This window comes from Lysobacter alkalisoli, from assembly GCF_006547045.1.
Classification (GTDB): Bacteria; Pseudomonadota; Gammaproteobacteria; order Xanthomonadales; family Xanthomonadaceae; genus Marilutibacter; species Marilutibacter alkalisoli.
The window spans coordinates 2,408,413-2,422,067 of record NZ_CP041242.1 but is presented as its reverse complement, the minus strand read 5'-3'; the positions used below and the strand labels follow the sequence as shown (position 1 = coordinate 2,422,067).

The following is a 13,655-nucleotide window of genomic DNA, read 5'->3' as shown; positions in this document are numbered from 1 at the left end:
AGGCTCCGTCAATGGCCGCATTCGGCCCCCATCCAGCTTCACGGTCCTACCCTGCAGGCGACCCTTGCAAGCAAAGGAGGTCGCCATGACTGCGGAAAACAAGAGCCCGCTGGAGCATGTCAACGCGACGTTGTCGCAGCTCAAGGAGATGCGGCATTACTCGAAGAACTACGTCGAGCAGCTGACCGCGCAGTGGTTGTTGTTCGACGGTGAGCTGTCGAAGCTGAAGCAGGCCGACAAGATTGAGGATCTGATGACGCGCCAGGGTGAGTTGCACGATGCGCTGGAGGCGGAGATCGCCGAGCTGGAGGCGTTGGCGGTGGAACTGCAGCCTGCGCCGGAGGGCGACGCGGCAAGCTAGCCGGGTGGGCAGGGCGTGGGGTGCTGTCACGCCGGCAGTTTGATCCGCGTCGTTGCGATCAGTCGCCGGCGGGCACCGGGACCGCATCCACCGGGCCTTCGAAGGCAATGAACAGCACGCAGTCGCCACTGCCGGCGCAATGTGCCTTGTGCGCGCGGCGGGGCGGGCCATAGGCGTAGGAGCCGGTGGTCAGTATCCGCGTGGGCTCGTCCTGATAGGTCACGTGCAGTTCGCCGGCGACCAGCACCATGCGTTCGGCCGAGCTGTGCCAGTGCTCGGCGATGTCGGCGCCGCCCGGGACGCGGAAGAATACATCGGCGTTGGGCTGTGCCGGGTCGCCGTGCAGCACCGCGATCGCACAGCCGGGCGGCAGGAACTCCGGGCAGGGCCCCCAGCTCAGCGCCGGGTCATCGGCACGGTGGTGCACGGAGGGCTCAAGGGTGGGCTCGGCCGCCAGCAGCGCGGTCGGCAGTGCGAGTGCGGCCAGAACAACGATCAGAATGATCGGCCAGGGCCGATGAAGCGGGTGCAGGGACATGTCGTCTCCTCGCCGGTCCGGGAAGGACCGTCATGCGGGGGAACGCCGGCCGTACCGCGGATCGGCCAGTCCGTGGGCTACTCGCCGGGCTTGACGGCCTCGGCCGGTGCCTGGGTAGCGTGGCGGCGGGCCAGCACCGCCTCGCGGTGGGCGATGTAGGCGTTGGCGGCGAGGATGATGGCGGCACCGGTGAGGGTCCAGCGGTCGACGCCCTGGTCGAACAGCAGCCAGCCGAGTATGGCGACGATGGGCAGCTGCATGAAGCTGATCGGGGTCAGTGCGGAGACTTCGCCCAGCTTGAGCGCGCGGGTCCACAGCATGTGGCCGCCGGTGCCGAGCGCGCCGGAGGCGATGATCCACAGCCAGGTTATGCCGCGTGGCCATTCCCACACCGCGAGGGCGGGCAGCAGCGACATCGGCACCCATAGCAGGGTGGTGTAGATGACGATGCGATCGGCCGGTTCGGTGTTGGAGAGCTGCTTGATCTGGATCGCGACGATGCTGCTGAGCACCGCCGCGGTCACCGCGACCAGGGTGCCGGCGCTGAAGCCCTCGGTGCCGGGGCGGACGATGACCAGCACGCCGATGAAGCCGACCACCACCGCGGCCCAGCGCCGCATGCGGACCTGCTCGCCAAGCCAGAACACCGCCAGCACGGTCACGAACAGCGGAGTGGAGTACGACAGCGAAACGGCCTGCGCCAGCGGCAGGTGGCCGATGGCCCAGAAACCGCAGAACATCGACACCACGCCGACCACGCAGCGGAACACGTAGCGCGGCAGCTGGTCGGTCTTGAGAATGCCGATGCCGTGGTGCATCAGCAGCGGCAGGGTGGCGACCATGCCGAAGAAGTTGCGGAAGAACGCGACCTCGAAGGTGTGCAGGGTCTCGGACGCCAGCTTGATCGCGATCACCATGAAGGCGAAGAAGATGGTGCTGCCGAGCATCAGCAGCGCGGCGCGGGCGTGGGTGGTCATGGGGTGTCTGCTGTCGTCATCCCGGCGAAAGCCGGGATCCATGTTGATCTTGGCTCGGTTGCCGAGCGCGCGCTGAAAACAAAAATGGATCCCGGCTTTCGCCGGGATGACGAGACTGGCGTCTGGATGGCATGCAAGGTCACCACGTTGCCCCCACGATCCTGGGTTCGGGCTCGATGGCGACGCCGAAGCGTTCGTGCACCGAGGAAGCGACGCGGCGGGCGAGCTCGAGCAGTTGCGTGCCGGTGGCGTTGCCGTGGTTGACCAGCACCAGTGCGTGCGATTCGGCGATACCGGCGTCGCCGTCGCGATGCCCCTTCCAGCCACAGGCATCGATCAGCCAGGCAGCCGAGAGTTTGCAGCGCGCGCCGTGGTGGACGTCATGCGCGGCGGCATCGGCCGGGAAAGGTGCGACCGGATACACCGGCAGGCGCGGGTGTTCGCGTTGCAGCGCTTCGGCCTGCGCGGCCGGCACGATCGGGTTCTTGAAGAAGCTGCCGGCGTTGCCGGTCACCGCCGGGTCGGGCAGTTTGCGGCGGCGGATGGCGATGACGGCATTGGCGACGTCGAGGGCGGTGGGGCTGTCGATGCCCATCGCGGCCAGCTCGTCGCCGATGCCGGCGTAGTCGAGTTTCAGCGCGTGGTCGGCATCCGCTCGCGGCAGGTCGAACTCGACCGCGGTGACGATGAAGCGGTCGCGCTCGCGCTTGAACAGGCTGTCGCGGTAGGCGAAGGCGCAGGCGTCGCGGTCGAGGCGGTGCAGTTCACCGCTGGCGGGCTCGAAGGCTTCGACGGCGTGGATGTATTCGCACGCCTCGACCCCGTAGGCACCGATGTTCTGGATCGGCGCGGCGCCGACGGTGCCGGGGATCAGGGCCAGGTTCTCCAGCCCGCCCAGGCCGCGCGCGAGCATGTCCATCACGAAGGTGTGCCAAACGACGCCTGCATCGGCCCGCACCCTCACCCCAACCCCTCTCCCGTGAACGGGAGAGGGGCTTGCATATGACACCTGCTGGCCGGTCAGTGCGATGACCGGCATGTCCGGGTCGGCCGCGAACAGCAGGTTGCTGCCGCTGCCGAGGATCAGCGGCGGCTGCATGTTGAACTCGGGGCGGGCAAGCAGCTCCGGCAGTGCGGCGGCATCGGCCACTTCCGCCAGCAACGGCGCGCGCGCGGCGACGCCGAAGGTGTTGCGCGACTGCAGCGGGGCGTCGTGGAGGATGGTGATGGGGTGGGTCATGCCATTCTCGTCATCCCGGCGAAAGCCGGGATCCAGCTTGGTTCTTCCGTGCTGGCAGAGACCCCTTGCGCGAACACAATGGGTCCCGGCTTTCGCCGGGATGACGACGGCTGGGTCCGCGTCTGCGCGTGGGTGACGACAGCGGTTTGACTCACGCCCATCGACAACTCAGCGATCCGGCTTCAACGGCCCGCTGCTCGGGGCCTCCTTGCGCCGGCGCATGGCCTCCACGCATTCGTGGACCAGCGTCGGGCCACGGTAGACCAGGCCGCTGTAGCACTGCACCAGGGTCGCCCCGGCGGCGGTTTTGGTGACCGCATCGGCGCCGCTGAGGATGCCGCCGACGCCGATCAGCGGGATCGACTCGGGCAGGCGGGTGCGCATCATCCGCAGCACGGTGGTGGCCTGGCCCATCAACGGCCGGCCGGACAGGCCACCGGCTTCCCCGGCCAGCGGGTGGCCTTCGATCGCGGTGCGGGCGAGGGTGGTGTTGGTGGCGATCACGCCGTCGACTTCCAGCTCGGTCAACACGCGTGCACAGGCGTCGATGTCGGCGTCGCTCAGGTCGGGGGCGATCTTGACCAGCATCGGCACGCGCCTGCCGTGCTTGGCGCCAAGCCGCTCCTGTTCTTCGCGCAGGATGCTGATCAGGCGCCGCAACTGCTGCTCTTCCTGCAGCTCGCGCAGGCCGGCGGTGTTGGGCGAGGAGATGTTGACCGTCACGTAGTCCGCCAGCGGGTAGACCCGCGACAGGCAATACATGTAGTCGCCCTCGGCGATCTCGTTGGGCGTGGTCTTGTTCTTGCCGATGTTGATGCCGAGGATGCCGCGGTCGCGGTGGCGCGCCTTCTCGACGTTGCGTACCAGCGCGTCGACGCCCTGGTTGTTGAAGCCGAGCCGGTTGATGACCGCCTTGTGCTCGGGCAGGCGGAACATGCGCGGCCTGGGGTTGCCCTCCTGCGCCTTGGGCGTGACCGTGCCGATCTCGACGAAGCCGAAACCGAGCGCGAACAGCGCGTCGATGTGTTCGCCGTTCTTGTCCAGCCCGGCGGCCAGACCGACCGGGTTGGGGAAGGTCAGCCCGAATGCGCGCGTGTGCAGCGGTGCCGAATGCGGGGCGAACAGTGGCGTCAGCCCCATCCGGTATGCCCGCTCCAGCGATCGCAGGGTCATGCCATGGGCACGTTCGGCGTCGAGGCGGAACAGGAAGGGGCGGGCAAGGGCGTACATCTAGTGATGGCTCTCCGGGGGAATGCGGCCGGTCTGGAGGGCATGCGCCCAGTCCGGACGGCCGTTCTGCGTTGCCTTCCTTGCAGCAGCACGATGATCGTACTCGACATCGATGATCCGGGCTTGCCAGCGTCTGGCGCCACGCTCGAGCAGCGCATAGCGGGCATGCGGCGAGCCGGTCTCGATGGCGTGCGGCACGCCGGCACGGACATGGATGGCGGGCAGGCCGACGCTGCCGGGATTCACCACGAGCCGGTCGTCCGCCAGCGGCACGATGCGTGGGCGATGGGTATGGCCGCACAGGATCACCGGCGCCCGGCAGTCGCCGGCACGTACGGCGACTTCATCGACGGTGGCCGCGCGCGCCTGGCCCGGAGCCGGCGATTCGACGAAGTAGCCCATGTCGTCGTCCGGGGTGCCGTGGCAGAGGAATACCTCGGCGCCGGGGCCGTCGTCGGCCAGCCAGCGGGTTGCTGGCAGGGTCGCGAGCCAGGCGCGATGCGCCTCGCGCAGGGCGTCGAAGGCGTGGGCATCGGACGTGCCCATCGCCTCGCGCGGGGTTTCCAGCAGTTCGCGCTCGTGGTTGCCGCGGATCGTGGGCCAGTCGTGCGCCAGCAGCAGGTCCGCGGTTTCCGCCGGCCACAACGGGCCGGACAGGATGTCGCCCAGGTTGACCACGATGTCGCAATCCCGCCCGCGGATGTCGGCGATCACCGCCTCCAGCGCGGGCAGGTTGCCATGGATGTCCGAGACGACGGCCAGGCGCACGGCGCGTCTCCCTGCTTACAGGTCGAACTTGATGCCTTGGGCCAGCGGCAGCGCGTCCGAGTAGTTGATGGTGTTGGTCTGCCGGCGCATGTAGGCCCTCCAGGCGTCGGAGCCGGACTCGCGGCCGCCGCCGGTTTCCTTCTCGCCGCCGAAGGCGCCGCCGATCTCCGCGCCCGAGGTGCCGATGTTGACGTTGGCGATGCCGCAATCGCTGCCGGCCGCCGACAGGAACGCTTCGGCCGCCTTCAGGTTCTCGGTGAAGATCGCCGACGACAGGCCCTGCGGGACCGCGTTCTGCATGTCGATTGCGTCTTCCAGCTTGCTGAACTTCATCACGTACAGGATCGGCGCGAAGGTCTCGTGCTGGACGATCTCGGCGTCGTTGGACAGGCCGGTCACGATCGTCGGCAGGACGAAGTTGCCCGGGCGATCCAGCTTCGCGCCGCCGGTCTCGACGGTGCCGCCGGCGGCCTTGGCGCGCTCGATCGCATCGAGGTAGGCGTCGACCGCGTCGGCGCTGTTGAGCGGGCCCATCAGGTTGGCCGGGTCGGTCGGGTCGCCGATCTTGCCTTCGACCTGCTTGTAGGCGGTGACCAGCTTGGCCAGCACGTCGTCATGGATGGATTCGTGGATGAACACGCGACGGGTGGTGGTGCAGCGCTGGCCGGCGGTGCCGACGGCGCCGAACACGATCGCCGGGATCGCCAGCTTCAGGTCGGCGCTGGCGTCGACGATCATCGCGTTGTTGCCGCCCAGCTCCAGCAGCGAACGGCCCATGCGGCGGGCGACGCGCTCGCCGACCTGGCGGCCGACCTTGGTCGAGCCGGTGAAGCTGACCAGGGCGATGCGCTTGTCGTCGACGAAGTGCTGCGCCAGCTCGCTGCCGGAATCGTTGAACAGGAAGAAGATGTCGGGGAAGCCGCCCTTGCGCAGCGCCTCGTTGCAGATCTTCATCGAGGCGATCGCCGACAGCGGGGTCTTGGGCGACGGTTTCCAGATGCTGATGTCACCGCAGATCGCGGCGATGAAGCTGTTCCAGGCCCACACCGCGACCGGGAAGTTGAACGCCGAGATGATCCCGACCAGGCCCAGCGGGTGCCACTGCTCGTACATGCGGTGGCCGGGGCGCTCGGAGTGCATGGTCAGGCCGTACAGCTGGCGCGACAGGCCGACGGCGAATTCGCCGATGTCGATCATCTCCTGCACTTCGCCGTCGCCCTCGGGCTTGGACTTGCCCATCTCCAGCGCGACCAGCGAGCCCAGCGCGTCCTTGTGCTCGCGCAGGGCCTCGGCGCACAGGCGGATCGCCTCGCCGCGGCGCGGGGCCGGGGTGGTGCGCCAGACCTTGAACGCGGCCTGGGCGCGCTCGACGATGGTGTCGTAGTCGGCCTGCGAGGAAGCGTTCACCTTCGCCAGCACCTGGCCGTCGGTCGGGTTCACCGGCTCCAGCACACCGGCATCGGTGGTCTTCGACCACTCGCCATTGCCGAGGAAGGTGCCGGACTCGGTGCCGGACAGGCCAAGGGCGGTAAGGACGGGATGCGACATCGACAGCTCCTGCTGATTCGTTCGAGGGATAGAGAAAAGGAGAGTGGAGCGAAGCGAGCCGGAGAGTTGTCTCTCGTCCCTCACTCCTCTCCACTCTCCACTCGCATGTTGGCGACCCCGGCACGATTCGAACGTGCGACCTTCCCCTTAGGAGGGGGACGCTCTATCCAGCTGAGCTACGGGGCCGAAGCGGGCATTTTCGCATGAACCGGCGGCCGGGCGGAAATCCATTGGCCGGGCTCGCCGGGCGGGCATCAGCGGGCGAGGATCTCCAGGATCTCCAGCGCCATCCGGCGCCGGCTCGGGGCGAGGCGGCGGAACTGGGTCAGGGCCAGGCTTTCGTGCTCGTCGCGGGCATAGTCGTCGATGATCACCGCCGGTATCGGCTCATTGCCTTCGCAGTGCGTCGGGCCGCGTCCGGTGGCCAGCCACTCGAAATTGACCCCGGTTTCCAGCGCCAGCTTGATCAGGTGGTCGACGCTGGGGGTGGTGCCGGTCGGGTGTTCCCATTGGGTCACCGCGCTGCGCCTGACGCCGATCTTGCGCGCAAGCTCGGCCTGGGACAGCGCCGCCTGGACACGGGCCTTCCTCACTCTCAGAGATAGTGCGCTCAATGCGTCCTCCCGTGGAATCCTGTCCCCAGCACGCCTGTTGCCTGTCGTCGCTTACGGGGAAGGGATTCTTACCCGATGTTGTCCCATTTCGCTTGCAAACGCGAACGCAGGTAAAGGCAGCTTGCACCCATGATGAACGGTCAGCGGGGCTTCCGGAGGCCAGCATGGGGGCGGGCTTCCCATCCCATGTGCGGATATGAGAAACATGTCACGAAGGCGAGGAGACTCGCCTTGCATGTCGTCTGGCCGCTATTGCATTGATGGGGCAGTGCAGGACGAACAGGGCAGGCGGCGCGTGCCGTTCGTCATCGCCTCGAGCAGCATGACTGGAGATGCCGGGAATGCTCAGGATACGGATGTTCGGTTCATTTTCCGTCGCCACCGATGGCGCCGACGGTGAAGCCGTGGCCATTTCCGGCCGCTGCGCCAATCTGCTGGCGTATCTCGCGTTGGGTCACGGGCGCTTCTTCAGCCGTTCGGAGCTGCTCGCCAGTCTGTGGCCGGAGCGCACGTCGTCGTCGACGCCGGGCTCGTTCAATACCGCGTTGTGGCGTTTGCGACGCATGGTGGAGCGGCCGCCACTCAAGCACGGGGACCTGATCGTCAGCGACCGCCGTGGCGCGATCAGCCTGAACGGTCCGGCCGGGGTCTGGCTGGACGTGGAGGAGTTCAAGAAACAGGTGTCGCCGGGGCTTTCCAGGCCGACGGAGAGCCTCAGCGATGCGGATATCGACGGCTTGCGCCGCGGGGTGGCGATGTACAAGTCGGACATCCTGCTGGAGGTGACCGACGACTGGGCCCTGCGTGAGCGCGAGAAGCATCGTCGCGATTACCTCAATGCACTCGGGCGGCTGATGCAGGTGGCACGCATCCGTCGCGACTACGACGAGGCAATCGGTTATGCCCAGGCGATCCTCGACAACGACGCGCTGCGCGAGGACGTGCACAGGGAGCTGATGCTGTTGTACGTGTCAAGCGGGCAGCGCGCACAGGCGTTGCAGCAGTTCGAATGCTGCCGTGAACTGTTGCGCAGGGAGCTGGCGATCCAGCCCATGCGCGAAACGATGGAGGTCTACCGGCAGATAGCCGAGAGTGCGATTGGCGCGATGGCATCGGTAGAGCGTGATGTGGCTGTGATGCGGCCCGAAGGGCCTGTTCGGGCCAGGGACAGTTCCCGCTCGCTGGCCACGCCAGCCAGCTTGGCCGAAGCCTGTGATCTGATCGACTCGACACGGCGCCAGTTGTCGACCGCCGATGCCCAGCTGCAGTTGAGCCTGAGGTTCCTGCGGCAATAGCTGCATTGATGGCCCATGCCCGGAGCTGGTGAGGGTGGATGTCGTGCATCCTTCCTGCCGGTCCTGTGTGCAGGCGGGATGCGTGCGCGCTGTCAGGTGTGTGCTGTCCGCGACAGTCCATCGTCACTTGGCCATCACAAGGCGGAATTCTGCCGTGATACAGGTGTGATGCAGCGGTGACGCCAGGGTGAGAGGGCGGGCGCAGGATCGGCCCAAGCCTCACTGCATGGACGTTCGTCATGACATTGCTCGAGGATCGAACCGCGGCCTTCATCGTTCGTGTATGGAACGAACATCGGAACGACGATGTCGTGGCCGCCGAGTGGCGTGGTTCGATCGAGCACGTGCAGTCCGGGCAGCGTGTGTTCTTCCGCCACCTCGAGACGGTGGTCGATTTCATGAAGCCCCATCTGGAAGGCATCGGCATCGATGCCCAGCAGCGTTTCTGGGAACGCGTTTCCTCCGTCATCAACGATGCCGACGACGAATCGGTCGCGCTGGCGCTGGGTGAATGTATCGGTACTCCAGCCGGGCATGACGCCGACGTTCGCCGGAACGGCACGCGATCCACTCCGAGCAAGTGAGCAGCCCAAGGAGTCCGCCATGGCAGTCATCCGAGCCAACCGCGAATCGATCGACGATCGCTTCAGCGTGCTGGGTTTCACCGTACGCACCGACCTCCCCCTGTTCGAGATCGGCCTGGCTACCGATCCGGAACTGCTCAAGGCCGAAAACCAGGGGCGGCGCACGAGCCGGAACTTCTTCACCAGCCAGTTGCTGGCGACCGGACCGGCCGGCAACCGCTACGTCCCCGGCGGACGCGAATCGGTGTACCTGGTACCGCCCGGTGTGGTGGCGCGCTTCGTAGGCCAGTCGCGCCTGTACTTTGGTCTTGCGACCTATCAGGACAAGGACCGCAGCCGGCCGATCTCGGTGAAGATCCCGGACGAGGGGCGCATGTACGTCAGCCTGTCCGGACTTACCGAGCGTGGGTTGCGCCGTACCGCACGCAATGGAGCCAATGGCTATGGCGGCAATGGCCACGCATTGAGCTGGGGCGGCGACGCACTGGTCAACGCATCGCCCCGAGGCGGCAATGGCAACGTCGTAAACGGCAATGGCGCTGCGAGCGGCCACAACGGCGCCGCCGCGGTACCGGAACAGGCCGCACCCTACAGCGACGGTTATCCGGATGAGCTGTGGCAGCAGGATGAGACAGCTGCTACAGCCGCTCCCGGCAACGGCAACGGCAACGGCGGTGGCGAGGCCGCCGTGCCGGCACCGGCGGCATCTCTCGGCCGTGCCCGGGCATTCAATGCCGGTACGGACGACGAAGACAGCCGGCATGGCATCGAAGGCCCGATTCCTGACGATCTCGCCACCGCACAGGCGATGGCGCGCAGCGCGCGTGCACTGAACGCGCCCGCGCCCGAGTATCCGCAGGCCAGTCGATTCGTGGCGGCGCACAGCAGCAATTACCGCACCACTTCGAGCGGTCGAAACATCGAGCGTGTCGTCATTCATATCACCGATGGCGGAGCCAACATCAATGGCACTATCGGCTGGTTCCAGAATCCCGATGCCAATGTCAGCGCGCACTACGTGATCGGCCAGGACGGCGAGGTCGTGCAGATGGTGCGTCACGCCGACGTCGCCTGGCACGCGCGCTCGGCCAATGGCACCAGTATCGGTATCGAACATGTCGCCAACACTCGCGGGCTCAACCCGACGCCGGCACAGATGTGCGCCTCGGCCGCGCTGGTCACCTGGCTGTGCGACCAATACGGAATTCCGGTCGACCGCACCCACATCCTTGGCCATTCCGAGGCCGACACGAGCACCACCCATACCGGCTGCCCGAACGCGGTCTGGGACTGGGACTACTACATGGGCATGGTCACGTCGCGGACCTGCTACGAGCCGGACGCGGCGCCCGCGCCCACGGCCCAGGGGCTCGGCGCCCATACGGGCCGCCGCGCCTATGCGCGCGCGCAGGAAATCATCGAGCCGTTCTACGACGCCAAAGACACCGCCACGGCGTTGCAATGCACGCAGAGCGCTTTCAGCCTGGAGCGTGAGGCGTGGTTCGCGGGCGTCGCGAAAACGCGCCACTTCCCGCACTCGGCGATCTGCCAACTCAAGATCACCGCACCGGACGGCAGTCGGTACCAGGGCACCGGTTTCTACATCGGCCGGAATCGCATCCTCACCTGCGCACACAACCTGCACGGGATGAGCCGCTGCCAGATCATCCCCGGCCGCAATGGGGCCGGCGAGCGCCCATTCGGCGACACCACGGTCGCTTCATCGTCCTGGCGCGTTGCCCCGGGCTATTCTGGCGACGGAGATTGGGCCAAGGATCTGGCAGTGATCGACAACGTGCCGATCGCGGCGCCCAACGGCCAGTTTTTCCGCTTCATGCGGATGACACCGTCGGAGGCCATGCCCTTGGCGATATGCGGCTATTCGGCCAGTTCTCGCAGGGTGCCCGAGCTGAACCGCATCATCGACCGTGACAAGCAGCATGTGCATGGCGGGTCCATTCGCAGGAGGCCGACACCGGAGACGATCGACTATCCGATCCTGACCCTTGCGGGTGCCAGCGGGTCTCCCGTCTATACCATCGACGCTTCGGGCGGCAGCCTGCAGGCGTTGATCTGCGCGGTACATGTCAGTGGTACACCGGTTGCTGAAGGGCTCAACCGCGGCTGCTTCATCACCCCGGACAAGATCGACTGGATCGAGGGCCGGGCCCGGAGCTTCGCGCTGGGTAACGGCATGAACATGCGAGCGCCGGCACACGTATCGCCACGTGCATATGCCAGGCCCTTCCTGGTGGAACCTTACGACCAGCCCAGCAGCTGGTGGGACGCGCTGCTCGTCCAGATCGGCCACTTCGCCCGTGGCGCCATGTGGTTCCTGGGCGTGACGGATACCACCAAGCCGCCCTATTCGGCGATATGCCAGGTACGGCGGCCCGACGGCTCGGCCGAAGGCGCGCATATGGGTACCGCCTTCTTCATCGCTCCGCGGTTGTTGCTGACGGCGGCACACGTGGTCGATGGACAGAGTGAGCTGATCATCGTGCCGGGCAAGAACGGCGGTGGTACCGGCAGTACGAGCGAACCGTTCGGCCGATTCCGCGTTGCTTCCTCCAATTTCGTCAAGCACCCGTCGTATGGCGTCGACGGGCACGACAACGACATGGCGCTGATCCGGGTCCCGGCCAAGCACGCCGCAAACAATGGCAATGCGAGGTCGCCCAGTTACTTCAACCTGGTCGAAGAACTGATGGAGAGCCGGCCCGAAGGCGTCGTGGTGAGCGGCTATGCCGCCTGGTGGCATGCGACAAGCGCCATCGAGGAATTCGTCAACAACAACATCGACGAGAACAGGCAGCATGCTCATGGTGGCCACATCCGCGAGATTCCGACGGAGGGCAGCTTCACCTACGATCTGCAGACGCTGGCCGGCACCAGTGGGTCGCCTGTGTACTGGATCGAGGAGGGCGAGCACCCGGTCGCGCATCTCGTCGGTGTGCACGTGGCTGCCAATGACGACCGTACCAACCGTGGTTGCAGGATCACCCAGGAGAAGCTGCGCTGGATACGCAGTACCGCTTCCGGGTGGGGACAGCCGCTGACGTTCTCGTTGAGTGCAGGTGGTGCGGTGGAGGCGGGGCCGGTGGAAGCCGACGCGGTGGAAGCCGGAGCCGACGAGGCTGCATCGAACGAAGTGCCGATGGAACCTGCCGCAGGCTCCACCATGCCCGCCCCCGATGCCGATGCAGACGCGACTGCTCCCGGCAGCGAGCTCGTTGGACATCAGTACGGACCGGGCGACTACCCGGTCGAACTGATCCCACAACCCGACAAGAACTCGTGCTGGGCGGCAGCGATGGCAATGCTGCTGTCGTACCGCGGATTGGCCTCGTTCGCGCCGGAGACACTGGCCAACGAGGTCGGCGCCTCGCTGGCGACGTCATACGGCTGGGATCTGCTCAATGCCGTCCGCGATCGCTACAGGTTCGAGTTCGTCGAAGAGCCGTCGAACGCCAGTCTCTACCACACGCCCCGCGAATGGGCGCGCTGGCTGAGCCTGCATGGCCCGTTGTGGGTGGTGATCGTCGGTGCACCGCATGCGGTGGTGGTCGCGGGCATCCGCGGCGACCTCGATGATCCGGCCGCGTCCGAGGTCAAGGTGCTCAACCCCTGGGACACCCGGGTGGCGTTCGATGCCGATCCAGTCGCGTTCAACCCACCCAACGGCGGTTACGAAGACTGGCTGTCGTTCGCCGATTTCGCCGCCGACTTCGGCAACATGGCCGAGCCCGGCTATGGCAATTGGCGAGTGCTGTATCTGCCCGAGCGTTCGTCCAGGCCGACACATGAAGCGGCCGCGATTTCGCAATCGCTTGCTGCGCGTCGCGGACGCCTGCGTCTGGCGCGGCCCCCGGCCCGGGTGCACGCGCTTGAGAGCGGAGTGAATGGCGCTGGCGACGCGCCCAACAAAGAGCACATCGAACCGATCGAGCCCAGCCGGATCGCCGGTACCCGCATGCACGTGCAGCGGGGCCAACGCGGTGCCAGTACCTGGGCGCTGGAGCAGCTCGAAGGCTTGAAATCGCCGGCGGTGCAGTCGGCCGATGCCGCCGACGCCGAACCGGTCGAGGTGCATGTCGAGCTTGGCGACTGGCCCGCGCTGGAGGGACAGCCGGCCCCGTTGCCGCTGACGGTGAGCTTCCGGGCCGTGCAGGGGGCGGTTGGCGACGTGCGTATCGTCGCTGCCGAGCCCGCCACGAGCGATGGGAGCCAGGCGCCAGAACAGGCTCATGACGAGCCGGTCCAGAACGAGACCAATCCCGTCCCGGCAGCATCGCTCGAGCTCGACCACGGTGTCGACGTGATGGCGCGGATCGAGGACGAGGCCGATGCCGGCGAGGTCGCGGTGTTGAAGGTCGGTATCGACTACCGCTTCGTCGGCCTGGCCGAAGGCAGCCCGGTGGCACGAATCGAGCTGCGCCTGCTGGGCGATGGTCGCTACGAGCGCCGGAACCACTGGGTGACCACGGCCTGAGGAATGCA

At 66.8% G+C, this 13,655-nt stretch carries 11 protein-coding genes and 1 tRNA gene; 4 read left to right on the top strand and 8 right to left on the bottom strand.

Translation table 11 applies throughout. The annotated features are described in order from the left end of the window. Positions 1 to 85: 85 nt before the first annotated feature. The gene (locus tag FKV23_RS10555) at positions 86 to 361 is read left to right on the top strand and encodes a hypothetical protein (protein WP_141623806.1); all 276 of its coding nucleotides are present in this window, start codon (positions 86 to 88) and stop codon (positions 359 to 361) included. A 58-nt stretch (positions 362 to 419) separates the two neighbouring features. Here the strand turns inward: FKV23_RS10555 and FKV23_RS10550 are convergent, their stop codons facing one another. The 8 genes from FKV23_RS10550 to FKV23_RS10515 all read right to left on the bottom strand — a co-directional run bounded on the left by FKV23_RS10550 (position 420) and on the right by FKV23_RS10515 (position 7,276). Continuing rightward, the gene (locus tag FKV23_RS10550; RefSeq protein WP_141623805.1) at positions 420 to 899 is read right to left on the bottom strand and encodes a cupin domain-containing protein; all 480 of its coding nucleotides are present in this window, start codon (positions 897 to 899) and stop codon (positions 420 to 422) included. 77 nt (positions 900 to 976) lie between these two features. Further along, positions 977 to 1,876 (bottom strand): DMT family transporter, encoded by a 900-nt coding sequence (locus FKV23_RS10545; protein WP_141623804.1) that lies wholly within the window; start codon positions 1,874 to 1,876, stop codon positions 977 to 979. 139 nt (positions 1,877 to 2,015) lie between these two features. Then, positions 2,016 to 3,116 carry a UDP-N-acetylmuramate dehydrogenase gene (murB, locus tag FKV23_RS10540; protein WP_141623803.1) on the bottom strand — a complete coding sequence of 367 codons (1,101 nt, stop codon included), beginning with the start codon at positions 3,114 to 3,116 and terminating at the stop codon, positions 2,016 to 2,018. Between the two features lie 168 nt (positions 3,117 to 3,284). Next, positions 3,285 to 4,346: a quinone-dependent dihydroorotate dehydrogenase gene (locus FKV23_RS10535; RefSeq protein ID WP_141623802.1), complete on the bottom strand. Its 1,062-nt coding sequence runs from the start codon at positions 4,344 to 4,346 to the stop codon at positions 3,285 to 3,287. Then, positions 4,347 to 5,114 carry a metallophosphoesterase family protein gene (locus FKV23_RS10530; RefSeq protein WP_141623801.1) on the bottom strand — a complete coding sequence of 256 codons (768 nt, stop codon included), beginning with the start codon at positions 5,112 to 5,114 and terminating at the stop codon, positions 4,347 to 4,349. A 15-nt stretch (positions 5,115 to 5,129) separates the two neighbouring features. After that, entirely contained in the window at positions 5,130 to 6,662 is a 1,533-nt protein-coding gene (gene amaB, locus FKV23_RS10525) for an L-piperidine-6-carboxylate dehydrogenase (protein WP_141623800.1), read from the bottom strand. Positions 6,663 to 6,771: 109 nt separating this feature from the next. After that, positions 6,772 to 6,848: transfer RNA gene (locus tag FKV23_RS10520), tRNA-Arg, on the bottom strand. 68 nt (positions 6,849 to 6,916) lie between these two features. Next, positions 6,917 to 7,276 (bottom strand): helix-turn-helix transcriptional regulator, encoded by a 360-nt coding sequence (locus tag FKV23_RS10515; protein ID WP_141623799.1) that lies wholly within the window; start codon positions 7,274 to 7,276, stop codon positions 6,917 to 6,919. A gap of 356 nt (positions 7,277 to 7,632) precedes the next feature. On the opposite strand from FKV23_RS10515, the gene FKV23_RS10510 reads away from it, so the two are divergent. The 3 genes from FKV23_RS10510 (at position 7,633) to FKV23_RS10505 (ending at position 13,647) form a co-directional block, all read left to right on the top strand. Next, positions 7,633 to 8,571, top strand: coding sequence for an AfsR/SARP family transcriptional regulator (locus tag FKV23_RS10510; RefSeq protein WP_244243984.1), 939 nt, complete (start codon positions 7,633 to 7,635; stop codon positions 8,569 to 8,571). A gap of 239 nt (positions 8,572 to 8,810) precedes the next feature. Further along, positions 8,811 to 9,155, top strand: coding sequence for a hypothetical protein (locus tag FKV23_RS17240; RefSeq protein ID WP_167285161.1), 345 nt, complete (start codon positions 8,811 to 8,813; stop codon positions 9,153 to 9,155). A gap of 19 nt (positions 9,156 to 9,174) precedes the next feature. Beyond that, on the top strand, positions 9,175 to 13,647 hold the full coding sequence (locus tag FKV23_RS10505; protein WP_167285160.1) for an N-acetylmuramoyl-L-alanine amidase: 4,473 nt from the start codon (positions 9,175 to 9,177) through the stop codon (positions 13,645 to 13,647). The last annotated feature ends 8 nt before the right edge of the window (positions 13,648 to 13,655 follow it).